This is a genomic window from Pseudomonas sp. GW821-FHT07E12 (genome assembly GCF_058986605.1).
In genome coordinates this window covers 1-23,096 of record NZ_JBYSVX010000051.1, presented here as the reverse complement: position 1 = coordinate 23,096, position 23,096 = coordinate 1, and the positions used below count along the sequence as shown (strand labels likewise).

Annotated in this window: 16 protein-coding genes; 9 read left to right on the top strand and 7 right to left on the bottom strand. The window is 67.5% G+C overall.

Annotated elements, in window-relative coordinates; genetic code table 11:
• Positions 1–423 precede the first annotated feature (423 nt).
• Positions 424–2,037, bottom strand: a complete 1,614-nt coding sequence (locus AC3WJE_RS19515; protein ID WP_493732499.1) for a GGDEF domain-containing protein — start codon at positions 2,035–2,037, stop codon at positions 424–426.
• A gap of 326 nt (positions 2,038–2,363) precedes the next feature.
• Between AC3WJE_RS19515 and glgA the strand changes: the two genes are divergently transcribed.
• The 6 genes from glgA (at position 2,364) to glgX (ending at position 13,239) form a co-directional block, all read left to right on the top strand.
• Positions 2,364–3,923 (top strand): glycogen synthase GlgA, encoded by a 1,560-nt coding sequence (gene glgA / locus AC3WJE_RS19510; protein WP_493732498.1) that lies wholly within the window; start codon positions 2,364–2,366, stop codon positions 3,921–3,923.
• The gene (locus tag AC3WJE_RS19505) at positions 3,920–6,172 is read left to right on the top strand and encodes a 1,4-alpha-glucan branching enzyme (RefSeq protein ID WP_493732497.1); all 2,253 of its coding nucleotides are present in this window, start codon (positions 3,920–3,922) and stop codon (positions 6,170–6,172) included. The genes glgA and AC3WJE_RS19505 overlap by 4 nt, the downstream gene beginning before the upstream one ends.
• 178 nt (positions 6,173–6,350) lie before the next feature.
• A complete protein-coding gene (locus AC3WJE_RS19500; protein ID WP_493732496.1) occupies positions 6,351–8,273 on the top strand; it encodes a 4-alpha-glucanotransferase in 1,923 nt (640 codons plus the stop codon).
• On the top strand, positions 8,270–10,873 hold the full coding sequence (treY, locus tag AC3WJE_RS19495) for a malto-oligosyltrehalose synthase (RefSeq protein WP_493732495.1): 2,604 nt from the start codon (positions 8,270–8,272) through the stop codon (positions 10,871–10,873). The genes AC3WJE_RS19500 and treY overlap by 4 nt, the downstream gene beginning before the upstream one ends.
• Positions 10,874–10,889: 16 nt before the next feature.
• On the top strand, positions 10,890–11,063 hold the full coding sequence (locus tag AC3WJE_RS19490) for a DUF2934 domain-containing protein (protein ID WP_493732494.1): 174 nt from the start codon (positions 10,890–10,892) through the stop codon (positions 11,061–11,063).
• Position 11,064: 1 nt separating this feature from the next.
• A complete protein-coding gene (glgX, locus tag AC3WJE_RS19485) occupies positions 11,065–13,239 on the top strand; it encodes a glycogen debranching protein GlgX (protein ID WP_493732493.1) in 2,175 nt (724 codons plus the stop codon).
• Between the two features lie 591 nt (positions 13,240–13,830).
• Here glgX and AC3WJE_RS19480 read toward each other — a convergent pair.
• Positions 13,831–14,061: a hypothetical protein gene (locus AC3WJE_RS19480; protein ID WP_493732492.1), complete on the bottom strand. Its 231-nt coding sequence runs from the start codon at positions 14,059–14,061 to the stop codon at positions 13,831–13,833.
• Positions 14,062–14,212: 151 nt separating this feature from the next.
• On the opposite strand from AC3WJE_RS19480, the gene AC3WJE_RS19475 reads away from it, so the two are divergent.
• A complete protein-coding gene (locus tag AC3WJE_RS19475; RefSeq protein ID WP_493732491.1) occupies positions 14,213–14,833 on the top strand; it encodes a glutathione S-transferase family protein in 621 nt (206 codons plus the stop codon).
• A gap of 10 nt (positions 14,834–14,843) precedes the next feature.
• Positions 14,844–15,479 (top strand): NAD(P)H-binding protein, encoded by a 636-nt coding sequence (locus tag AC3WJE_RS19470; protein ID WP_493732490.1) that lies wholly within the window; start codon positions 14,844–14,846, stop codon positions 15,477–15,479.
• Positions 15,480–15,749: 270 nt separating this feature from the next.
• Here AC3WJE_RS19470 and AC3WJE_RS19465 read toward each other — a convergent pair whose 3' ends face one another.
• Positions 15,750–16,508 carry an SDR family NAD(P)-dependent oxidoreductase gene (locus AC3WJE_RS19465; protein WP_493732489.1) on the bottom strand — a complete coding sequence of 253 codons (759 nt, stop codon included), beginning with the start codon at positions 16,506–16,508 and terminating at the stop codon, positions 15,750–15,752.
• Between the two features lie 199 nt (positions 16,509–16,707).
• Here AC3WJE_RS19465 and AC3WJE_RS19460 point away from each other — a divergent pair, with 199 nt between their 5' ends.
• Positions 16,708–18,114 carry an FAD/NAD(P)-binding protein gene (locus AC3WJE_RS19460; protein ID WP_493732488.1) on the top strand — a complete coding sequence of 469 codons (1,407 nt, stop codon included), beginning with the start codon at positions 16,708–16,710 and terminating at the stop codon, positions 18,112–18,114.
• Between the two features lie 659 nt (positions 18,115–18,773).
• Here the strand turns inward: AC3WJE_RS19460 and AC3WJE_RS19455 are convergent.
• From AC3WJE_RS19455 to pdhA, 4 genes are all read right to left on the bottom strand, one after another.
• Complete coding sequence (locus AC3WJE_RS19455) at positions 18,774–20,201, bottom strand: dihydrolipoamide acetyltransferase family protein (RefSeq protein WP_493732487.1); 1,428 nt, start codon at positions 20,199–20,201, stop codon at positions 18,774–18,776.
• Positions 20,198–20,566 (bottom strand): SH3 domain-containing protein, encoded by a 369-nt coding sequence (locus AC3WJE_RS19450; protein ID WP_493732486.1) that lies wholly within the window; start codon positions 20,564–20,566, stop codon positions 20,198–20,200. Before AC3WJE_RS19450 ends, AC3WJE_RS19455 begins: the two co-directional genes overlap by 4 nt.
• Before the next feature lies 1 nt (position 20,567).
• Complete coding sequence (locus AC3WJE_RS19445; protein ID WP_493732485.1) at positions 20,568–21,575, bottom strand: alpha-ketoacid dehydrogenase subunit beta; 1,008 nt, start codon at positions 21,573–21,575, stop codon at positions 20,568–20,570.
• 80 nt (positions 21,576–21,655) lie between these two features.
• Positions 21,656–22,741, bottom strand: a complete 1,086-nt coding sequence (gene pdhA, locus AC3WJE_RS19440) for a pyruvate dehydrogenase (acetyl-transferring) E1 component subunit alpha (protein ID WP_493732484.1) — start codon at positions 22,739–22,741, stop codon at positions 21,656–21,658.
• Positions 22,742–23,096 lie beyond the last annotated feature (355 nt).

Genomic DNA, 23,096 nt, shown 5'->3' with positions numbered 1-23,096 from the left:
GATGGGGGCCCCGGAAAGTCAAAAGCAAAGAGCGACAGCAAAATCACGAGCAACGGCAACGGCAACGGCAACGGCAACGGCAACAGCAACAGCAACAGCAACTACAGCGTGGCCGCCCCGGAGCGGTTGCAGCCACAGCAGAAACGACGACGGGATTGGTGAGCTTGAATGTGGAATTGGCCGATCCATTTCGATTACCAGCGGCCCAGCGACAAATGTCTATCTCGTTGAACGCCCAGACCGTCGTCCCCGCGTAGGCGGGGACCCAGCGACTTGCGGTCGGATCACGATGAGAGCCACTGGGCTCCCGCCTGCGCGGGAGCGACGAGCAAGTTCTTGGGTTTGAGCAGGTCGTACTTGATTCGAATGACGCGAAACTCGCTTCGAATGGGTCTCAAACCTGTCGACACGACGAGGCAGACCTCAATCCGCCGTCACGATCCGGTTCTTGCCGGCGCGCTTGGCCTCGTACATCGCGCGGTCGGCGCGTTTGAGCAGTTCGTCCTGGGTTTCATGAGGGCGGCATATCGCGACGCCGGCGCTGAAGGCGATCATCACGCGTACGTCGTCGTGCACCAGCGAGCGTTGCAGCAGTGCCCGTTGCAGCCGGCCGACCGCGGCGGAGGCTTCGAAGATGGTCGAGTCCGGTAGCAGCAATACGAATTCCTCGCCGCCGAAGCGGGCGATGGCGTCGGTGGCGCGCAGGACGGTGCCGGCGACGTCGACCAGGTGCTTCAGCGCGGCGTCGCCGCCCGCGTGGCCGTGGCTCTCGTTGACGTGGCGGAAGTCGTCCACGTCCAGCAGGGCTACGCACAGCGGCTGGTTGCTGCGACGGGTGCGCGCCGCATCGCGCTGGAACAGTTCGTCGAAGCCGCGCCGATTGAGGGCGCCGGTCAGCGGGTCTTCGCGTACCAGTCCGGCGACGTCCCGCAGTTCCTGCTCCAGGGCGGCGATGCGCTGCTCGGCCTCTTCGACCTGGCGCCGTGCCGACAGCAGGTCGTCGCGTGCGCCCAGTGCCTGCGCCTGCATCGATGATGTGTCCAGCAGCACGTCCTGCAGCAGCCGGCTGAGGTCGGCGATGCTGCGGGCCTGGCCGATCGCCTGCGAGTAGCCGGCCACGCGGTCGTGGTAATGGCCGGTGCTGGCGGCCATACCGTCCAGGCGCTCGACGAAGGACACCATCATCTCGCGCATCGCCTGCTTGGATTCGGTGATGCCCTGTTTGAGCAGGCCTTGCTTGTAGACCACCTCGCGCAGCCGGCCGCGGGCCTGCTCGATCGCGTCGCGGTCGAGCGGGCCGGCGATCAGGTCGCGCACCACCCCGATCTGGCCCTGCAACCAGCTGCGATCGTCGAGCAGTTCGCCGAGGTTCTCCAGCAACAGGTCGAACAGGCCGAACAGCAGGTTCTGTTGTTCGGCCGCATCGTCCGCGCGCAGGCCGATCTGGTGGGTCAGCTCGCGCAGGCGCTGCTCCAGCGTCAGCAGTTCATGGCCGGGCTGCCAGTGGCGCAGGGCGGCGGCCAGGGTGTCGGCCTCGCGTGCCAGCTGCGGCGAGTGTTGCAGCAGGATCACCATGGCGTTGCCGAGGGCGTGGCGCAGCAGGTCGCGCAGCTGCTCGGCCTCGGTGCGGCCGTCGGCCAGCGAGTCGGCGATGTCGATGGTGCGGATGTACTTGTCGATCAGCTGGCGCAATGTGCGCCCATAGCCGAGCCAGTCGCCGGCGGCATAGGCGGCCTGCAGACGCCGCCCGAGGTCGCGCAGTTCGCCGTGCAGGCTCGACAGGCCCTCGGCGAAAGCCAGCAGCAGCGCCTCCGGGCTCCTGGCCTGGCCGAACAGCCGGATCAACTGCGCGGTGGCGGCCCCCGGGTCGGTCGGCAGGAGGGGCTTGCTCGACACCAGTTGGCGGTGGTCGGTGCCGAGGATGACGTTCGGTTCACCCTGGCGGGGCTGGATCTGCCGGGATTCATCCGTGCCCCAGGGCAGCAGCCGGCGCAGGCCGCGCCGGGAGCCCGGGGGGGATTTGCGTTGATCCGACATGGGTGGTCGAGGTTCTGCAGGGCCAATGCCCGGTGTTGGTTCATCGGCCGCGCCGGCGCGGACTTGAGCAGTAGCTGCACGGTGACAGGCTCGGTGTTCCGGCGCGGCCGGACAAAATCTCCCCGGACTCAAAAATATCACCCGCCATTCACGCATTTTTCCCCGCCGTCCAGTAGATTCACCAACGGAGGGATGCGTGGTGTCCACCCGCTCGCCCTCCCATCCGTTTCCAGATCAGGTCGCCCGCCCGCAGGGTTGGCGATAGCGGTCGCTCCACCGTTGCACCGGCTGTTTCCGTCTTCCCCCCCACAATGACGGATGTAGTGATGGTCGCTCTGCTTTCGCTCGACAGTTCCGTCGCGCTGCTGCGCGATACTCCCTCGGCGCCACCGCTGGTGTCGCGTGTGCGTGATGTGCGCGGACGTTTCGTTCGCCATCATGAAACCCTGCCGACGCCTCAGGCCGAAGCCCGTAACGTGTTGTTCGTGGTGTCGGAAATGGCCGACTTCGTGAAGGCCGGTGGCCTGGGCGATGTCGCCGCTGCGCTGCCGCGCGAACTTCGCCACCGTTACGACGTACGTGTGCTGATTCCCGGTTACCGGGCGGTGCTGGCGCGCGCCGGCAAGGTGGAGGTGGTCGGGCGCGTGCTGGCCCATGCCGGATTGCCGGCGTGTGACATCGGCCGCATCGAGCAGGCCGACGGCCTGCCGGTCTACATCCTGTTGTGCCCGGCGCTGTTCGAGCGCGAGGGCACGCCCTACGTGGCCAGCAACGGCAACGAATGGGACGACAACGCGGTCCGCTTCGCGACGTTGTCGCATGCGGCCGCGCAGATTGCCGCCGGCCGGGTCGGGCTGGACTGGAAGCCGCACCTGCTGCACCTGAACGACTGGCCATGCGCACTGGCCGCGGCCTATGTGCGCTGGGCCGGCGGCAGCACGCCGTGCCTGCTGACGATCCACAACCTGGCCTACCAGGGGCTGTTTCCGTATTCACTGGCGCCGACCCTGGGCATTCCGGCCGAGTGCGTGTCCGAGCTGGCGTTCTACGGCCAGATGTCGTTCCTGCGCGGCGGCATCGTGCATGCCGACCACGTCAACACGGTCAGTGTCAGCTACGCGACGCAGATCACCGGTGCCGCGCTGGGCTGCGGGCTGGATGAACTGCTGGCCGAGCTGGCCGCCAGCGGTGCGCTGACCGGGATCGTCAACGGCATCGATGCCAGTTGGGATCCGCAGACCGACGGCCACCTGCGCAGCCACTTCAGCGTCAACCAGTGGCAGGGCCGCAACGAGAACGCGCACGAGGTGCGCCAGACCTTCGGCCTGCCGCAGAGCGATGGGCCACTGTTCGCGGTGGTGTCGCGGCTGGTGCACCAGAAAGGGCTGGATCTGATCTGCGAGGTCGCCCCGCAGATCGTCGCCGCCGGTGGCCAGATCGTGGTGATCGGCGGCGGCGAGCCGCAGATCGAGCAGCAGGTGGCGGCGCTGGCGCGGCGTTATCCGGGCCATGTCGGTGCCTACATCGGCTTCGACGAGGTACTGGCGCGACGCATGTTCGCCGGTGCCGATTTCCTGCTGATGCCCTCGCGCTTCGAGCCGTGCGGATTGAGCCAGATGTACGCGCAGCGTTTCGGCTGCCTGCCGATCGCGCATGCCACCGGCGGGTTGATCGACACGGTCGATGACGGCGTTACCGGTTTCCTGTTCCAGGGCGCCAGTGCCGATGCGCTGCGCCGCTGCCTGCAGCGGGCGTTCCGCACCTTCCGTTTGCCGAGCCTGTTCGGCGCGATGCGGCGTGCGGCGATGCTGCGTCCCAGCGGTTGGGATGTGGCGGCCAACAAATACATCGCCCTGTATGAACGCACCACCGCGGTGGACGCATGACCGAACGCGAACACGGCGGGACTGGCGACGACGGGGGCGAGACGGACGTGGCGACGATCGGACGGGCCGGCGAGGTACCGCCAGCGGCGCTGTGGGCCTTGGCACGCGGCGAGCCGGCCGATGCGTTCGCGCTGCTCGGCCCGCATCCGGGCGAGGCCGGCACGGTGCGGGTGCGCGTGCTGCTGCCGGAGGCCGAGGCGGTCGGCCTGATCGGCACGCACGGGCGGTTGCTGGCGCGGTTGCGCCTGAGCGAAGTGCCGGGCGTGTTCGAGGGCGTGCTGAAGTCGTCGGACGATGACTACCGCCTGCGCATCGTCTGGCCGGAGGCGGTGGAGGAGATCGAGGACGTCTACGCGTTCGGTCCGCTGATCGACGAGGCCGACCTGCAACGGATCATCCAAGGCGATGGCGAGGCATTGCGGCACGCGCTGGGCGCTCATCATGTGCAGCACGAAGGCGTGCCTGGCGTGCGCTTCGCGGTGTGGGCGCCGAACGCGTCGCGGGTCGCGCTGGTTGGCGACTTCAACGGCTGGGACGGGCGCCGCCTGCCGATGCGGCTGCGCCACACTGCCGGGGTGTGGGAATTGTTCGTGCCGCGGGTGAGCGCCGGCGCGCGCTACAAGTACGAGATCACCACCGCCGACGGCAGTCGTTTGCCGCACAAGGCAGATCCGCTTGCGCGGCAGGCCGAGGTCGCGCCGGCGACTGCGTCGGTGGTGCCGGCCAGCGAAGAACACATCTGGCACGACGCCGGCTGGATGGCGGCGCGTGCGCAGGGTTTCGAAGGACGGCCGCTGTCGGTGTACGAGCTGCATGCCGGCTCCTGGCGTCGCGGAGCGGACGGTGAGCTGCTGGACTGGGACGCGCTGGCCGCGCAACTGGTGCCGTACATACAGGAACTGGGCTTCACCCACATCGAACTGCTGCCGGTGACCGAGCACCCGTTCGGTGGATCGTGGGGTTACCAGCCGCTGGGCATGTACGCGCCGACCGCGCGACACGGCTCGCCGCAGGCGTTCGCGCGTTTCGTCGATGTTTGCCATCAGGCCGGGATCGGGGTGATCCTGGACTGGGTGAGCGCGCATTTCCCCGGCGATGAACACGGCATGCAGCGTTTCGACGGCACTGCGCTGTACGAGCATGGCGACCCGCGCGAGGGCTTCCATCGTGACTGGCACACGCTGATCTACAACTACGGCCGGCACGAGGTGGCGGCGTATCTGGCCGGCAGCGCGCTGGAATGGATCGAGCGTTATCACATCGATGGCCTGCGCGTGGACGCGGTCGCCTCGATGCTCTATCGCGACTACAGCCGCGAGGACGGGGAGTGGGTACCCAACGAGCATGGCGGCCGCGAGAACCTGCAGGCGGTGGCGTTCCTGCGCCGGCTCAATGAGGAAGTCGCGCGGCGCTTCCCCGGGGTGATGATGATCGCCGAGGAATCCACCGCCTGGCCGGGCGTCACCGCGCCGGTCGAGCGCGGCGGGCTGGGCTTCACCCACAAGTGGAACATGGGCTGGATGCACGACACGTTGCAGTACCTGCAGCGCGATCCGGTGCACCGCTCGCACCACCACAGCGAGATGACGTTCGGGCTGGTGTACGCGTTCTCCGAGCGCTTCGTGCTGCCGCTCTCGCACGATGAAGTGGTGCACGGCAAACGCGCGCTGCTCGGCAAGATGCCGGGCGATGACGGGCAGCGTTTCGCCAACCTGCGTGCCTATCTCGGCTTCATGTGGGCGCATCCGGGCAGCAAGCTGCTTTTCATGGGCGGCGAGTTCGGCCAATGGCGCGAGTGGGACCACGACGGCACGCTCGACTGGAGCGCGCTGGCGCATCCGGCGCATGCGGGGCTGCGCCGATTGGTGGGCGATCTCAATCACGCCTATCGCATGCATCCGGCGCTGCATCGTGGCGATCATCGCCAGGAAGGCTTCGATTGGAGCGTCGGCGACGATCATTACAACAGCGCGTTCGCCTTCGTCCGCCACGACCCGGACAGTGCTGCGCCGCCGGTGCTGGCGGTCAGCAACTTCACGCCGGTGGCGCGGCATGGCTACCGCGTCGGCGTGCCGCGCGCTGGACGCTGGCGCGAGATCCTCAATACCGATAGCGGCCACTACGGCGGAGGCAACGCCGGTAACGGTGGTGGCGTGCGTACCGAGCCGGTACCGATGCATGGTCATGCGCAGTCGCTGCAATTGCTGCTGCCGCCGCTGGCGACGGTGTATTTGCAGGTGGAGGGGTAGTGGGATGCCGCGCAGGGAACTTCCATTCGTCATTCCCGCGAAAGCGGGAATCCAGAGGCGTTGCTTGCAAAGACTTGACGTCCATGGATTCCCGCTTTCGCGGGAATGACGAGTGGGGGAGTTTGCAGGATGTCCTGCTGGCGAACGCGAGGTGCCGAGTACTTCGGACCCCGACACGATGAGCGAAACCGACGACCTGCACACACTGGCAAACGCCGCTGGCCTGCAGGTCGACTGGACCGACGTGGCCGGTCAATCGCGCCAGGTCGCACCACCCACGTTGCGGGTGGTGCTCGACGCACTTGGCTGGCCGGCGCACGACCCGGTGCAATGCCGCGACAGTTTGCGTCGGCTGCAGGCGGCGCCCACAACATTGCCGTTGTTGACCATGCAGGTCGGCGAGGCGTTGCCGCCGCGATTCGATGCACCCGCGCAATGGCTGGACGATCACGGCCACTGCCACGAAGCCAGGCGCGATGCGGCCGGGAGCTTGCTCGCGCCCATGCAACCCGGTTACTGGACACTGCTGCGCGGCACGCAGTCACAAGCGGTGGCGGTGGCCCCGGCGCGTTGCTTCTCGGTGGCCGACGCCTGCGGCGTGTCACCGGCGCGTGCCTGGGGGCTGGCGTTGCAGGTCTACTCGGCGCGCAGCGATGGCGACGGCGGGATCGGCGATGCCGGTGGCGCCGACGACTGGGTGCGGCGCGTGGCATTGGCGCGCGCCGATGTGCTGGCGTTGAGTCCGGTCCACGCCGCACGGCCGATCCACGGCGGATACAGCCCGTACTCGCCGAGCGACCGGCGTTTTCTCGATCCGCTGCACGCCGCGCCGCGCCGCGTGCTCGGCACGTTTGCGCAGACGGTGCTGGCGCGTGATCCGGAACTGGCCGAGCGCTTGCAGCAGCATGCCGCCGAACTGATCGACTGGCCGGTGGCGGCGCAGGCGAAGGGACAATGGTTGCGCGCACTGCACGCCGGATTCGCCGACGCGGCGCCTGCGCTGCACGAGGACCTGGCCGCGTTCCGACGCCAAAGCGGCCAATCGCTGACGGACTATGCGCGCTTCGCCGCCACCGATTTCGGCGATGGCGATCCGGACCTGCACGTGTTCGGACAGTGGCTGGCCGCGCGCAGTTGGCAAGGCGTGCAGCGCGAGGCGCGTGATCGCGGCATGGCGATCGGATTGATCGCCGACCTCGCGGTCGGTTTCGATCCGCGAGGCGCGGAAGCAGCGGCGTGGCCACAGGCGGTGCTACACGGCGTTGGCCTCGGTGCGCCGCCGGATGCGTTCAATGCCGACGGACAGGCCTGGAATCTCGGCACCTACTCGCCGGCCGCGCTGCGTGCTACCGGCTACGCCCCGTACCTGACGCTGCTGCGCGCGGTGCTGCGCGATCGCGGCGGCATCCGCATCGATCACATCCTCGGTCTGCTGCGGCTGTGGCTGGTGCCGGATGGCGCCAGTTCCGGCGAGGGCGTCTATCTCGATTACCCGCTGCACGATCTGCTCAATCTGCTGGCGCTGGAGTCGTGGCGGCATCGCGCGGTGGTGATCGGCGAGGATCTGGGCGTGGTGCCGCCGGGCATCCGCCAGACGCTGTCGGCGCGCGGGGTGATGGGCATCGACGTGCTGATGTTCACCCGCGATCACGACGGCGCGTTCCTGCCGCCGGCGCAGTGGCGCGCCGACGCGGTCGCCACCACTACCACGCACGATCTGCCGACGCTGGTCGGCTGGCGTCAGGGCATCGACATCGCCTGGCGCGAACGGCTGGGGTTGTCCGAACCCGACGACGCACCGCGCCAGCGCGAGGCCGACCTGATCGCGTTGCAGCGGGCGATCGCGCGCGCCGGGCTGGACACCGGCAGGCCATGGCGCGATGCGCTCGCCTACGCCGCGCGCGGCCCGGCGCCATTGGCGTTGCTGCCGCTGGAGGACGCGCTGGCGCTGCCCGAACAACCCAACCTGCCCGGCACCGTCGAAACCCATCCCAACTGGCGCCGACGCCTGCCCGAACCATTGCCGATCGACACCTTGAACACCGCCCTGCACGCCTTCGCCGAAGCCCGGCGCCTGCCGCCCGCGGAGACCGCGCCATGATCCCGTTGCGTGCCGCCGCGCGCCTGCAGCTGCGACCGGAATTCAGCTTCGACGATGCTGCCGCGCAGGTGGCGTACTACGCCGCGCTTGGCGTCAGTCATCTCTACCTGTCGCCGATCGGCCGCGCCGTGGCCGGCTCCGCGCATGGTTACGACAATGTCAATCCGGGCACGGTGAATCCCGAACTGGGGGGCGAGGCCGGGTTGTTGCGCTTGTCGCGGGCAGCGCGTGAGCACGGCCTCGGCCTGCTGCTCGATATCGTGCCCAACCACATGGCCACGGATGCGGACAATCCGTGGTGGTGGGATGTGCTGCGGTACGGTCGCCGTAGCCACCATGCCGATTGGTTCGACATCGATTGGCGAGCGCCCGGTTGCGATGGCAAGTTGCTGCTGCCGGTGCTTGACCGGCCCTTTGCGCAGGCTTTGCGAGAGGGCCTTCTGCAAGTGCTGGACGTGGGCGGCGAGCTGCAGCTTGCGCATTACGCGCAGCGTTTTCCGCTGGTGGCTGACGGGCTTCCTGCCGAAGCTGTCGCACGCGCGGCATGGCTGCGCGCACTTGAAGACGATGCGCGCGCTGGTGGTGAGCAGTTGCAACATCTGATCGAGCATCAGGCTTATCGATTGGTGTGGTGGCGCGTCGGCAGTGATCGGCTCAATTACCGGCGCTTTCTCGATATCACCACGCTGGCGGCGTTGCGGGTCGAGTTGCCGGCGGTATTCGACGCCGTGCATGCGCTGCCGCTGCGGCTGGTCGCCGAAGGTCATGTCGATGGCGTGCGCATCGATCACATCGATGGGCTGGCCGATCCGCGCCAGTACCTGCGACGACTGCGCGCGGGCCTGGACGCGGCCGGTCGCCAGCGCGGATTGCCGGTTGGCAGCATCGCGCTGTATGTGGAAAAGGTGCTCGCACCGGGCGAGCAGCTGCCAGCGGACTGGCGCTGCGACGGCACCACCGGTTACGACTTCATGGATCAGGTGGGCGGCTGGCTGCATGCCGCCTCCGGTCGCGCGCCACTGGCTGCGGCTTGGCGTCGTATCAGCGCACGCAACGGCGACTTTGGCGACGAAGTGCGGCAGGCGCGCGGGGAAATGTGGCGCGGACCGTTGCAGGCCGAGTTCACGCGCGCAGTCGCGGCGTTGTCGGCGCTGGCGCAGCGCGTGCCTGATGCACGCGACTTCAGCCCGCAGATGCTGGCACGTGCGCTGGCGACCTTGCTGCGCGGGTTGTCGGGCTACCGCACCAGCGCCGGCCGCGCAGGGCTGACCGCGCACGATCGCGAACGGCTGGAGGCAGGCGCTCGGCAGATCAGTGAGAACATGCCCGAGGCGTTGCGTACGACGATGGCGGCGATCGTGCCGTGGCTGTGCGGTGACGATGGTGCGAGTGGTACGCAGGCATCGCTGCGTCGTGTCGCGCGGCGCCGGGTCGAGCAATTCGCCACCGCGCTCAATGCCAAGGCGGTCGAGGACACCGCGTATTACCGCTACGGCGTGCTGCTGTCGCGCAACGAGATCGGCAGCACGCCGGACGCGGCGCATTTCGCGCTGGATGCCGCTGATTTCCATGCGGCCTGCCGTACCCGCGGCGTGCAGCATCCGCGCGCGCTGCTGACCACCGCCACCCACGATCACAAGCGCGGCGAGGATGTGCGTGCGCGCCTGGCGGTGCTGTCAGAACGCCCGCGCTGGTGGACGGAGCAGATACAGCGCTTCGAGGCCTTGGCCGACGATTGCGGCCTCGATGTGCTCTACGGCGGCGACCGCTGGATGCTGTGGCAGACATTGGTGGCGACCTGGGCACCGACGCTGCGCCCGGACGAGGGCAAGGCGCTGCGCGATTACGCGGCGCGCATCGTGCAATGGCAGCGCAAGGCATTGCGCGAGGCCAAGCTGTTCACCAGCTGGATCGATCCGGTTGCCGATTTCGAACAGGCCGCGCAGGCGGGCGTGGAGCGCCTGCTGTGCTCGCCGGCCGGCGCAGTGCTGCGGCACGCGCTGTGGCAGGCCGCCAATGCCATCGGCCCGGTCGGCGCCTGCAACGGCCTGGCGCAGGTGGCGTTGCGGCTGACCGTGCCGGGCGTGCCGGATCTTTATCAAGGCTGTGAGGGCTGGGATCTGTCGCTGGTCGATCCGGACAACCGCCGCGCGGTCGATTACCCGCAGCGCCATGCCTGGCTGCGTGACGCACGCAGTTGGGACGCGCTCCGGCATGACTGGCGCGATGGCGCGGTCAAGGCACGGCTGGCCGTGCGACTGCTGCAATTGCGCCGCGATCATCCCGAGCTATTCTCGAAAGGCGATTACCAGCCGTTGCCGATACCGCGTATCGCCGGCTTGCAGGTATTGGCGTTCCAGCGCCAGCACCGAAAGCAGACGTTGGTGGTGGCGATCGCGCGCCCGACCGGTGCCGGGAGCGCGATCGATGCCGCATTGTCGGTGCCGGCACGACGCTGGGGCGGCGCCGCGCTGGCGTTGCCGCCGGGCTGTTATCGCAACGTGCTCAATGGCAATGAGCTGACGGTTCCGGATGATGGCGCTGTTGCCGCATCCAAGGTGTTCGCACACGGCCCGGTGGTCGTGTTGCTGTCGATCTGAGGAGAGTTCGAGTTCGATGGACGCAGAGCAACGCAAGCAACGTATCCGCCAGTTGGCGCGTGAGATATGGGAAGCCGAGGGTCGCCCCGACAAGCAGGAGGTGCGGCACTGGGCGATGGCCGAGCGATTGGTGGACGCGGAGATCCGCGCCGCCGAGCAGGATGCTGCACCGCCGTCCGGGGAGCGCTGAAATGCCGACGCGCGATCTTCCGCAGCGCTCGCGCATCCGTGAAGGCCGGCCGTTCCCGCTCGGCGCGACCTGGGACGGGCTGGGCGTCAACTTCGCGCTGTACTCGGTCAACGCCACCAGGGTGGAACTGTGTCTGTTCGACATGCGCGGCCGCGAGACCGAGCGGATCGTGCTGCCCGAGTACACCGATGAAATCTGGCACGGCTACCTGCCCGACGCGCGCCCCGGCCAGCACTACGGCTACCGCGTGTACGGGCCGTACGCGCCCGATGCCGGCCACCGCTTCAATCCCAACAAGCTGTTGCTGGATCCCTACGCCAAGCGGATCACCGGCGCGCTGAAATGGGCGCCGCAGCTGTTCGGTTACATCGTCGGGCACAAGGACAAGGACCTGAGCTTCGACCGTCGCGACAGCGCGCCGTTCGTGCCGCGCAGCGTGGTGGTCGATCCGGCCTTCACCTGGGGCGCGGATCGCCCGCCGCAGACGCCGTGGAACCACACCGTGATCTACGAGGCGCACGTGCGCGGGCTGAGCATGCGTCACCCGGATATCGCGCCGGAGGAACGTGGTACGTTCTCCGCGCTCAAGCATGACGCGTTGGTCGATCACATCCGCGGGCTGGGCGTCACCGCGATCGAGCTGCTGCCGGTGCACGCCTACGTCGATGACGAAACGCTGCTGGACCAGGGGCTGCGCAACTACTGGGGCTACAACACGCTCGGCTTCTTCGCGCCGCAGCCTCATTATCTTTCTACCGGCCACATCGACGAGTTCAAGCAGATGGTCGCGCGCCTGCATGCGGACGGGCTGGAGGTGATCCTCGACGTGGTCTACAACCACACCGCCGAGGGCAACGAGATGGGCCCGACGCTTTCGTTCCGCGGCATCGACAACGCCAGCTACTACCACCTGGCCGACCAGCGCCGCTTCTACATCAACGACACCGGCACCGGCAACACCTTCGACCTGACCAACGCCGGCGCGCTGCGCATGGTGCTCGACTCGCTGCGCTACTGGGTGCTGGAGATGCACGTGGACGGGTTCCGCTTCGACCTGGCGACGATCCTGGGCCGCGAACGTTACGGTTTCGATCCGTCCGGCAGCTTCCTCGACGCGGTGCGTCAGGATCCGGTGCTGAGCCAGGTCAAGCTGATCGCCGAGCCGTGGGACATCGGCCCGGGCGGTTACCAGGTCGGCAACTTCCCGCCCGGCTGGGCCGAGTGGAACGACAAGTTCCGCGACAACGTGCGCGGGTTCTGGCGCGGCGACAGCGGCACGCTGGCCGAGCTGGCCACGCGTCTGACCGGCTCGGCCGACCTGTTCAATCACGCCGGCCGCCGCCCGACCGCCTCGGTGAACTTCGTCACCGCGCACGACGGTTTCACCCTGCGCGATCTGGTCAGCTACGAACGCAAGCACAACGAGGCCAACGGCGAGGACGACCGCGACGGCAACGATCACAACATCTCGTCCAACTATGGTGTCGAAGGCGAGACCGACGACCCGGCGATCAACGCGATGCGCCGCCGCCAGATGCGCAATCTGCTGGCGACGCTGCTGCTCTCGCAGGGCACGCCGATGTTGTTGGCCGGCGATGAGTTCGGCCGCAGCCAGGGCGGCAACAACAACGCCTATTGCCAGGACAACGATGTGACCTGGATCGACTGGGAAGCGGCGACGAGCGCGCCGGCCTCGGATCTGGCGGCGTTCGTGCGGCGGTTGCTGGCGCTGCGCCGGCGCTATCCGCTGCTGCATCGCTCGCGCTTCTTCGATGGCGAGTACGACGAGGCGCTGGGGCTCAAGGATGTCACCTGGTTGCGCGCTGATGGCGCGGAGATGCAGGACGTGGACTGGCGTGACAGCGAGCGGCGCGTGCTGATGGTGCGTTTCGATGGTCGTGCGCCGGCCAGCGGTCTACGCCAGATTGCCGCCAATGTGACCTTGCTGATGCTGTTGAACGCCTCGGCTTTGGATGTGCCGTTCACGCTGCCGGCGATGCATGACGAGCACTGGAAGGTGCTGGTGGATACCGCGCGGCATGGTGGGCGTGCGGTGGCGGGGGGGAGTGCGTTGACGGTGGTGTCGCGGGCGTTGGTGTTGTTGGCGGTGGAGCGGGATCGGGTGGTCAGTAGCGCCAGGGTGGTGGCGCCGGATGAGGGGGAGGTGGGGGTTTAGGTTGGATCGGCATTCTCTTCATCGTCGTCCCCGCGAAGGTGGGGACCCAGTGACTTTCGCGCCATCTCTCTATCGTCATCCCCGCGAACGCGGGGGCGAAGCGCCACTGTTTGCGAGCCACTGGCTCGCGTGGTGCTGAGCGCCATTGGGCTATGCCCGATGGCCGGGGATCGAAGATCCATGGACGTTGCTTCTTGGGTTTGACGTCGTGGTGACGACGGCAACGGCAACTGCAAAGGCAACTTCAAAGGCTTTCGCTCCTTCGGAGCGAGTTACCTTTCTTTGCTCGTGCAAAGAAACGTAACCCAAAGAAACACGCCCCAGTCCTCGCGCCCTCCGCTGCGCTACGGGTCCACTGCGCCAGCGGGATTTTCTGACGCGGCATCCATGCCGCGGCAGAAAACGACGCACATCCATGTGCGCCGCCCTTCGGGTTTTTCCCGCTGGCTCCGTCGCTGCGGATGGGGGCCCCGGGTAAGTCAACGTCCAAGGCAACTGCAACCGCAAACTCACGAGCAACAGCAACAGCAACAGCAACAGCCTGCGCTGGCGGCATGTGGACTACTCGTTGTTGCCTGGGCTCTGGGAACCTCAGCACTCCCCCCGACTGATCAGCGCACGGCCGATCCGGAATCCATCCAGTACTGCCTGTTCGGCTTGCGGCCACAGCGCGTTGTCCTCGATGCGCCGGCAGTGTTCGCCGTTGGGACGCCGTACGTCCACGCGCACACTCCATGGTGCGTTGGCGTTCTCGCGATGTACGCGTACCCGGATGTCATGCAGCAGATAGGTCTCGATTTCGTAGCGACTTTCTCGTGCCATGGCCCGGTCCTATCGGATCAATCGAGTGCATCTTCGGGCTCTGCGATGTGAAGCCGTGTGAGCGTCGGTGCAATGCAGGCATGTAAGTGGGGCCGCAAACGTTTTCAGTTCAGAGCGTCTAGAATTTGTCGCTTCACCAGGAGCAGAACCGATGTTGAAGATCTGGGGGCGTCAAAATTCCAGCAATGTGCGCAAGGTGCTGTGGTGCGCGGAAGAGATCGGTTTGCCTTACGAGTCGATCCCGGTCGGCGGGGCGTTCGGCGGCACCGATGATCCGGCCTATCGGGCGATGAACCCCAATGGACTGGTGCCGTCGATCGAGGACCATGGCCTGCCGCTGTGGGAGTCCAACAGCATCGTGCGCTACCTCTCGGCGCGCTATGCGCTGGATGTGCTGTACCCGTCCGATCCGGTCGAGCGCGCGATCGGGGAGAAGTGGATGGACTGGACCACCTCGACATTCGCATCGGTGTTCCGCGACCTGTTCTGGGGTGTGTTGCGTACCGCGCCGGAGCAGCGCGATGCGGTGTTGATCGCGACCGCGCTGGACAAGTCCGGGCAGCTGCTGGCACGTGCCGACGCCGCGCTGGCGGTGCAGCCGTGGCTGTCCGGGGAGCGCTTTGCGATGGGCGATATCCCGCTCGGCGCGTTTGCCTATGCCTGGTTCGAAATGCCGATCGAACGGCCGGACCTGCCGCACCTGCGGGCCTGGTACGAACGCCTCGTGCAGCGGCCGGCGTATCGTGCGGGTGTGATGACTGCCCTGACCTGAGGTGGCGGCGATGGCGCAGCGAATCGTTTTGGCGGGCGCGACCGGGCTGGTCGGTCGCCATGTGCTGCAACAGTTGCTTGCCGATGCGCGTGTGGCCGAGGTGGTCGCACCGACCCGGCGGCCGTTGTCGCAGGCGGCCAAGCTGCGCAATCCGGTGATCGATTTCGAGCAGCTGCGTGAGGCCGCGCGGGATTGGCAGGCCGATGCGGCGATCTGCGCGCTCGGCAGCACGATGAAGCAGGCTGGCTCGCGCGAGGCGTTCTTCCGTATCGACCACGACTATCCGCTGTGGCTGGCGCAGGCGCTGCGCGGCAACGGTACGCGTACGTTCGCGCTGAACTCGGCGATGGCCGCCAATCCGGAGTCGCGCTTCTTCTACAACCGGGTCAAGGGTGAGCTGGAGCGTGAGTTGCGCGGGCTCGGTTTTGACTCGCTGACGCTGGTGCGTCCCGGTCTGATCGGTGGCGAGCGTGAACAGCGACGGCCGCTGGAGCAGATCAGCAGCCTGATGCTGGGGACGCTCGGGCCGATGCTGCCGCGGGCGTGGCGGATCAATCCGGCGACGCGGATTGCGGCGGTGTTGGTGGAGGCTGCGTTGGCGCCGAAGTCCGGGGTCGAGGTGATTGGGTCTGCGGCGTTGGTTTGAGTGCGAGCCCGTTGTTTGAGGCTTGGACGGGTGTTCACCACGCTATCTCGCTGACGTCATGTCCTCTCTACCGTCGTCCCCGCGCAGGCGGGGACCCAGCGACTTCAGGCTTTTGCAGGAAGGAAATCCACCGTTTCCTGTGCAAGGCACTGGGTCCCCGCCTGCGCGGGGATGACGATCTGATAGATGGTTGAAGCGGCCCACGTCATCGCGTGATGACGATCTGGGGGCACAGGGAAACCCCAGGAAATTCACCGATTCAGTTAACGCTTACACTCCCAACGACTGCCCACCATCCACCGCCAGCACCTGCCCGGTGATCCAGCGCGCCTGCGGCGACAGCAGGAATACCGCAGCGTTGGCCACGTCCTCGACCGCACCGAAGTCACCGAACGGGATGCTGTCGCGGATGCGGGCGTACAGCTCCGGCTCCTCGCTGCGGCGGCGATCCCAGAGGCCGTCCGGGAATTCGATCGAGCCCGGCGCGAGGGCGTTGACGCGGATGCGCTCGCGCGCCAGCTCGGTGGCCAGGGTCAGGGTGTAGTAATTGAGCGCGGCCTTCGCGGTCGAGTAGGCGGCCGCGCGCGGGGTCGGGCGAGAACCGTTGATCGAGCTGATGTTGAGGATCGCCGCGGCCGGGCTGTGGCGCAGATGCGGCAGGGCAATGCGGTTGGTACGCACCGCCGCCATCAGATCGATCTCGAAACCGGCGCGCCAGCTCGCATCGTCGCTGCCATTGCCGTAGCCGGATGCGTTGTTGACCACCGCATCGATCCCGCCCAGGGCCGTGGCTGCCGCCTCGATCCAGGTCCGGATCGAAGCCTCGTCGGCCAGATCGCAGCGCCGGCTGTGCACTGGATTGCCGTGGCGCAGCAGACGTTCGCTGGCCGCAGCCAGCACGTTCGGATCGCGCGCGCAGATCGACACCGCCGCGCCGGCGCCGGCCAGCGCTTCGGCGATGGCGAAACCGATGCCGCGACTGCCGCCGGCGACGAGCGCGCGCAGTCCGTGCAGGGAGGGAGGGTTCATGGGACGCCTTGATCGAGAAAACCAGGCGGCATTATCGCGTCATCATCGCGAGCTGGTCCGCGCGAGCCCTGTCGCAGCGGGCTCATCGCCATGCGGCATAAGCTCATGACCGATCGCCAGCCACGCGTTAACCCGTGCTTTACACATTGCAGGCCGTGGCGGGCGACAACGTCCGCCGGTCCAACGATGGGGAATACGCATGGTCACCCACATCACGATCATCGGTGCCGGCTTCTGCGGCACCGCACTGGTTCGCGAGCTGGCCCAGCAGGCCGAAGGCGCGCGCATCCGCGTCAGCCTGGTCGGCGTGGCCGATACCTTCGGCAGCGGCGTGGCCTATGGCGCGGCGCGTCCGGAGCATCTGCTCAACGTCCGCGCCAAGGATCTGGGCATCGATCCGGACGAACCGGGTGGCTTCTCCGATTTCCTGCGCCTGGGCGAGGGTGGGCGACTGGAGTTCCTGCCGCGCCTGGCCTACGGCGACTACCTGCGCTCGCATCTGGACGCGGCGGTGGACAAGGCGCCATTCGAGGTCGAACGCATCGGCGAGGAGGCTGTGGCGATCGAGCGCGCGCCGGGCGGTGGTTTCCGGATCTTCCTGGCCAGTGGCGAAGGCCTGCGCAGCGATGTGGTGGTGCTCGCGCTGGGTGCGCTGCCGCCGCAGTCGTTGCCCGGCATCGGCCCGCGTCTGGGCGTGCATCCGCGCTACATCGGCTGGCCGTGGCAGGGGCCGGTGCTGGAGGGGATCGCGCCGGATGCGCGGATCCTGGTGGTCGGCGCCGGGCTGACCATGGTCGACGTGGCAGCGACGCTGGCTGCGCGCGGTCATCGCGGCAACATCACCGCGATCTCGCGACGTGGAATCGCGCCGGAGTCGCACAGGGCGCTGCCGGCGCCCTCGCTGGAACTGCCGCCCAACGTGCTGCGCGCGTTGAAGGAGCACGACCTGCGCGGTGTGCTGCGTGGCGTGCGCCAGCTGACCGCGGTGCTGGATGACTGGCGGCGTGTGATCGACGCATTGCGTCCGTACCTGCAACCGTTCTGGCGCGGGCTGTCGCCGCCGGCGCGGGCGAGTTTCCTGCGCCATCTGCGCCCGTACTGGGAAGTGGCGCGGCACCGGGTCGCGCCGGAGGCGTATGCGCGGCTGCAGATCCTGCAGAAGCTGGGCCGATTGCAGATCCGCGCCGCGCGCTTGTTGCGTGCGCGCTTGATCGAGAACGGGCTGGAGGCGGTGCTGCGCGAGCGTGGATCCGAGGAGGCGGTTGCCGAGCGTTACGACGTGCTGATCCGCGCGACGGGGTTGGACACCGATGTCGATCGCACCAGTGATCCGCTGGTTTCGAGCTTGCGCGAGGGCGGGTTGGTGCGGCCGGATCCACTCGGGCTCGGGTTGGAGGTGGACGAGTCGCTGCATGTGCTTGATGCGGCGGGTACGCCGGTGAAAGGGCTGTATTGCGTCGGGCCGTTGCTGCGTGGGGCGCTGTGGGAGATCACGGCGGTGCCGGAGTTGCGGGTGGCGGCGCGGGGGTTGGTGGCGCGGTTGTTGGAGGGTGGGGTTGTGCCGGTGGCGGCTTCTTCGCGTGGGCAGCGGGCTGCTTCTGCATAGGTGGTCGGGGTAGGTATTCGTCTCCGTCCGGGGCCAGATGCTCTCTATCGTCGTCCCCGCGTAGGCGGGGACCCAGCGTCTTCCGCGTGATCTCTCTACCGTCGTCCCCGCGCAGGCGGGGATCCATGGACGTTGCTTCTAGGTTTGAGGTTGCAGTGACGGCAAAGGCAAAGGCTTTCGCTCCTTCGGAGCGAGTCACCTTTCTTTGCTCGTGCAAAGAAAGGTAACCCAAAGAAAGCACGCCCCAGTCCTCGCGCCCTTCGCTGCGCTACGGGTTCACTCCGCCAGCGGGATTTTCTGACGCGGCATCCGTGCCGCGGCAGAAAACGACGCACATCCATGTGCGTCGCCCTTCGGGTTTTCCCCGCTGGCTCCGTCGCTGCGGATGGGGGCCCCGGGGAAGTCAAAATCCAAGGCAACTGCAGAGGCAAAATCACGAGCAACGGCAACGGCAACGGCAACGGCAACGGCGCAGCAACTGCGTGTGCCTTGATGCCTCGGTGTCGGTTGGGATGGTCGTAGGAGCGGCTTCAGCCACCGGTAACGCCCATCGCGGCTGAAGCCGCTCCTACGGGATTCCGAGGCGCAATACGCCAGTGCCGCGCGGCGAGAATAGCCGTAGAGCCGAGCAAGCCCGGCTCTACGAGAGCGAGTGCGGCTCAGGACGCCAGGGCCAGGTCGTCGATCAGGGCGCGCAGGAAGCGGGCGGCTTCGCCGCCGGTGCAGGCGCGGTGGTCGAAGGTCAGCGACAGCGGGATCAGTTTGTGGGTTTCGATCCCGCCCATCACCGGGACCAGCTGATGCCTGGCACGACCAGCAGCGACGATCGCTACGCACGGCGGCACTACCACCGGGGTGGCGTAGCGGCCGGCGAACATGCCGAAGTTGCTCAGCGAGATTGTGTAGCCGCTCAGTTCCGAGGCGGCGATGCTGCGGTTGCCGACCTGCTCACGCAGGCGGTTGACGCCTTCACGGATGCCGCGTGCATCAAGTACGTCGGCGTTGCGCAGCGCCGGTACGAACAGGCCATCGTCGGTGTCCACCGCGATGCCGATGTCGACATGGCCGTGCAGGGTGCGGGTCAACGCTTCGCCGTCGAACCAGGCGTTGAGCGCCGGTACCGTCTGGCAGGCAGTGACGATCGCGCGTACCAGACGCACGGTGACGTCGTTGCCGGGCAACCAGGCGTGTACGTCGGCGTCGTCGTTGAGCGTGGTCGGCACGACCTTGCTGTGCGCGTCGGCCATCACCCGCGCCATGTTGCGACGCACGCCCTTGAGCGGTTCGGGCTGGCCCTTGGCGGTCACGCCCGGTGGCTGGGTGCGCATGGGCTTGCCGGAGGCGGACAGCGGTGTGCGTTCGTGTTGTTCGCTCTTGTCCTCGACAGGTGATGTCCGAGAAACCGATGAGGCCACGGCCGCGGGGCGAGGAGCGGATGCCTGTGGTGTACGCCCGCCGCCGACCGGGCTTGTGAGGGAGGCGGGCGAAGCCGCGGCCTGCTTCACATCGGCCATGGTCACGGTGCCGTCGGCTCCGCTGGCGCGCACGCGGCTCAGATCGACGCCGAGCTTCCTGGCCATCGCGCGCACTGCCGGCATCGCCTTGATGCCACCAACCGCGATCGCCTGTTCGGCATGCACGGTATTGGAGGTCTGCATCGCGCCGACCACGGTGCCGGCATCGGCTGCGGGAGCTTCTGTGGGAGGGGCTTCAGCCCCGACGCTTTCCCTTGAAGGCCCCGTCGGGGCTGAAGCCCCTCCCACAGGGGCATGGCCCGGGACCACAGACGCACCACCATGATGATGCCCGGTGTCCTGGCTTTCAGCGCGCTGCGGCAGGCTCGGATCAAGCTCGAAACTTGCCAGCAGCGTGCCGGTGACGACGACCGCGCCAGCGGCACCGCCCAGTTGGGTGATCCTGCCGGAGACCGGCGAAGGCACCTCGACCACGGCCTTGGCGGTTTCCATCGCGACCAGCGGCTCGTCGAGCCGGATGGTGTCGCCCTCCTTGACGAACCATTCGACGATGGTGGCGTCGGGCAGGCCTTCGCCGAGGTCGGGCAGGTTGAAATTCTTGGTCTCGCTCATGGTGTTTCGCATTCCAGAAGGGGTTCTTCGAGCAGTTCCAGATCGGCTTCCGGCAGCCAGCCGTGCGCGCCATCGGCGCGTTCGGACCACCACCAGCCACCGTGTTCGTGATGCAGCGTCACCGTATCGCCGCGATTGGCGTCGAGTTCGCGCGCGTCGTAATCGCGCAGCGCCTCGGCGCGGCCGTCGCCGAGCGGGCGCAGCCAGGCGTGCGGTGCCCAGCCGGCATTGCCGGCGTCCAGGCGCACCCAGGCGAACGCGGGCCATTCCTCATCGCGTACGCCCAGTTCGACCACCTGGCCGGCGTTGAAGCGGATCGGGTTGGGATAGGACGTGCGGAAGTCGCAGAGCAGGCGTGCGCGCATGTCAGCCCGCAGCCACGGCGCGGCGTGCGGCCGCGACAATGCGCTCCACGCTCGGCAGGTACTTCATCTCCAACCGGAACAGCGGGATGTGGGTGTCGTAGCCGGTGACGCGTTCGACCGGGGCGAGCAGGTCGTACATCGAGTGCTCGGCCAGGCGCGCGGCGATCTCGGCACCGAAGCCGGCGCTGCGCGGGGCTTCCTGCACGATCACGCAGCGGCCTGTACGCGCCACCGATTCGGCGATGGTGTCGAAGTCGAGCGGACGCAGCGTGGCCACGTCGATGACTTCGGCGCTGATGCCTTCGGCGGCCAGCTTGTCGGCCGCTTCCAGCGCTTCCTTGATCTGCGCGCCCCAGGCGACCAGGGTCACGTCGGTGCCATCGCGCAGCACGAAGCACACGTCCAGCGGCAGCGCTTCGCCATCGTCGACGACCACTTCCTTGTACTGGCGATAGATGCGCTTGGGTTCGAAGTAGATCACCGGATCCGGATCACGGATCGCCGCCAGCAACAAACCGTACGCGCGCTGCGGCGAGGACGGCATCACCACGCGCAGGCCCGGCACGTTGGTGAACATCGCTTCGTTGGCCTCGCTGTGATGCTCCGGCGCGCGGATGCCGCCGCCCCACGGCACGCGCAGCACCATCGGGCAGTGCAGGCGACCGCGGGTGCGGTTGCGCAGGCGCGCGGCGTGGCTGACGAGATGGTCGATCATCGGATAGATGAAGCCGTCGAACTGCGATTCGGCGATCGGCTTCATGCCCTGCGCGGCCAGGCCGACGCTGAGGCCGGCGATGGTGGTCTCGTCGAGCGGCGTGTCGAGCACGCGCTCGGCGCCGAAGCGCTGCATCAGCCCGGCGGTGGCGCGGAACACGCCGCCGTTGATGCCGACGTCCTCGCCGAGCACCAGCACTGACGGGTCGTGCGCCAGTTCCCAGGCCAGCGCCTGGGTGATGGCCTCGATCAAGGTGATGGGGGCTGCCGTCTTTGTGGGAGTGAGTTCAGTCACGACGCTCTCCTGGAACGGCCCTGTCGGGGCTGAAGCCCCTCCCACAGGGGTCAATGCCGTCTTCTTGTTTACTTCCACGTTCATGCGCGTTGCTCCAGTGCGATGGCCGTGGCGCGCTGGGACAGCAGCTCCGGCGGAGGATCGGCGTACAGGTAATCGAACATCGACTCGATCGGCTGCACCGGCGTGGCCAGGTAGGCATCGACCTCGGCATCCACGTGCGTGGAGCATTCGGCCTTCCATGCGGTTTCCTGCGCATCGTCCCAGACGCCCCGGGCGACCAGATAGTTGCGCAGGCGGATCATCGGTTCGCGCAGCCACGCGCTCTTGACCTCGGCGTCGTCGCGATAACGGCGGGCATCGTCGGCGGTGGTGTGATCGGACAGGCGATAGGTGAGGAACTCGATGACGGTTGCACCGTCGCCGGCGAGTGCACGCTCACGCGCCTGACGCATCGCTTCCAGCACCGCGATCATGTCGTTGCCGTCGACCTGCAGGCAATGCAGGCCACCGGCGATGCCCTTCTGCGCCAGCGTCTGCGCGCCGGTCTGTGCCGAACGCGGCACCGAGATCGCCCAGCCGTTGTTGACCACGCACAGGATCAGCGGCAGCGAGTAGGCGCCGGCCGAGTTCAGCGCGGCATAGAAATCGGTCTTGGAACTGCCGCCGTCGCCGCACACCGCCACCGCGACCTGCGACTTGCCCTGCAGCTTGAACGACAACGCCGCGCCGGCCGCGTGCAGGCACTGGGTGGAGATCGGCACGCAGAACGGGAAGTCGATGCCGGCCGGGGTATCGCGCGGGAAATCGTTGCCGCGTTCGTCGCCGCCCCAGTACAGCAGCACGTCGCGCGCCCGCACGCCGCGTTCGAACAGCGTGCCGTACTCGCGATAGCTCGGCGCGAACACATCGCCGTCCTTCATCGAGGCGCCGATGCCGATGTGGGTGGCCTCGTGGCCCAGGCAGGCGGCGTAGGTGCCGAGCTTGCCGGTGCGCTGCAGCGCGATCGACTTGCTGTCGAAGGTGCGCACGTACAGCATCCGCTTGAACAGCTCCACCAGCCTGCGCGGGTCGGCCGCCTCGGCGGGCAGGTCATCGCGGAGGGGTGTGCCGTCCGCGTCCAGGTACTGCAGGAATTCGATTTCGAACTGCGCGGCAACGGTCATCTTGAACGGACCTTCATCGAAGAAGTTTCAAATGATATGAAGCGCCATGTTAAGAGAAGTCGCGAGGGGAGTCCGTCCTGCGCTGCAGCAGGGATTCATGCTGGCATGCATCATGAATAGGGTTGTGCCACATCGCTGACTTCGATGGCGCAAGGCACCTCGGCGTGTTGCATCGCGGCGTCCAGGCGCGCCACGCGCCATGCCCGGCACATTGTGCGCGACCCATGCGGCCGGATTGTTTGTGATGCGTGAGACGCTGTGTCTGTAGCAGGGCCTGTTGTGGGAGGGACTCTGGGTGGCCTCGGGCCATCAGTCCCGACGGGCGGTACTGCTGAAGCGTCGGGACTGATGGCCC

Excerpts from the sequence above, each read along its gene's own strand:
- AC3WJE_RS19515 (WP_493732499.1), bottom strand. The coding sequence starts at position 2,037 with ATGTCGGATCAACGCAAATCCCCCCCGGGCTCCCGGCGCGGCCTGCGC.
- glgA (WP_493732498.1), top strand. The coding sequence starts at position 2,364 with ATGGTCGCTCTGCTTTCGCTCGACAGTTCCGTCGCGCTGCTGCGCGAT.
- AC3WJE_RS19505 (WP_493732497.1), top strand. The coding sequence starts at position 3,920 with ATGACCGAACGCGAACACGGCGGGACTGGCGACGACGGGGGCGAGACG.
- AC3WJE_RS19500 (WP_493732496.1), top strand. The coding sequence starts at position 6,351 with ATGAGCGAAACCGACGACCTGCACACACTGGCAAACGCCGCTGGCCTG.
- treY (WP_493732495.1), top strand. The coding sequence starts at position 8,270 with ATGATCCCGTTGCGTGCCGCCGCGCGCCTGCAGCTGCGACCGGAATTC.
- AC3WJE_RS19490 (WP_493732494.1), top strand. The coding sequence starts at position 10,890 with ATGGACGCAGAGCAACGCAAGCAACGTATCCGCCAGTTGGCGCGTGAG.
- glgX (WP_493732493.1), top strand. The coding sequence starts at position 11,065 with ATGCCGACGCGCGATCTTCCGCAGCGCTCGCGCATCCGTGAAGGCCGG.
- AC3WJE_RS19480 (WP_493732492.1), bottom strand. The coding sequence starts at position 14,061 with ATGGCACGAGAAAGTCGCTACGAAATCGAGACCTATCTGCTGCATGAC.
- AC3WJE_RS19475 (WP_493732491.1), top strand. The coding sequence starts at position 14,213 with ATGTTGAAGATCTGGGGGCGTCAAAATTCCAGCAATGTGCGCAAGGTG.
- AC3WJE_RS19470 (WP_493732490.1), top strand. The coding sequence starts at position 14,844 with ATGGCGCAGCGAATCGTTTTGGCGGGCGCGACCGGGCTGGTCGGTCGC.
- AC3WJE_RS19465 (WP_493732489.1), bottom strand. The coding sequence starts at position 16,508 with ATGAACCCTCCCTCCCTGCACGGACTGCGCGCGCTCGTCGCCGGCGGC.
- AC3WJE_RS19460 (WP_493732488.1), top strand. The coding sequence starts at position 16,708 with ATGGTCACCCACATCACGATCATCGGTGCCGGCTTCTGCGGCACCGCA.
- AC3WJE_RS19455 (WP_493732487.1), bottom strand. The coding sequence starts at position 20,201 with ATGAGCGAGACCAAGAATTTCAACCTGCCCGACCTCGGCGAAGGCCTG.
- AC3WJE_RS19450 (WP_493732486.1), bottom strand. The coding sequence starts at position 20,566 with ATGCGCGCACGCCTGCTCTGCGACTTCCGCACGTCCTATCCCAACCCG.
- pdhA (WP_493732484.1), bottom strand. The coding sequence starts at position 22,741 with ATGACCGTTGCCGCGCAGTTCGAAATCGAATTCCTGCAGTACCTGGAC.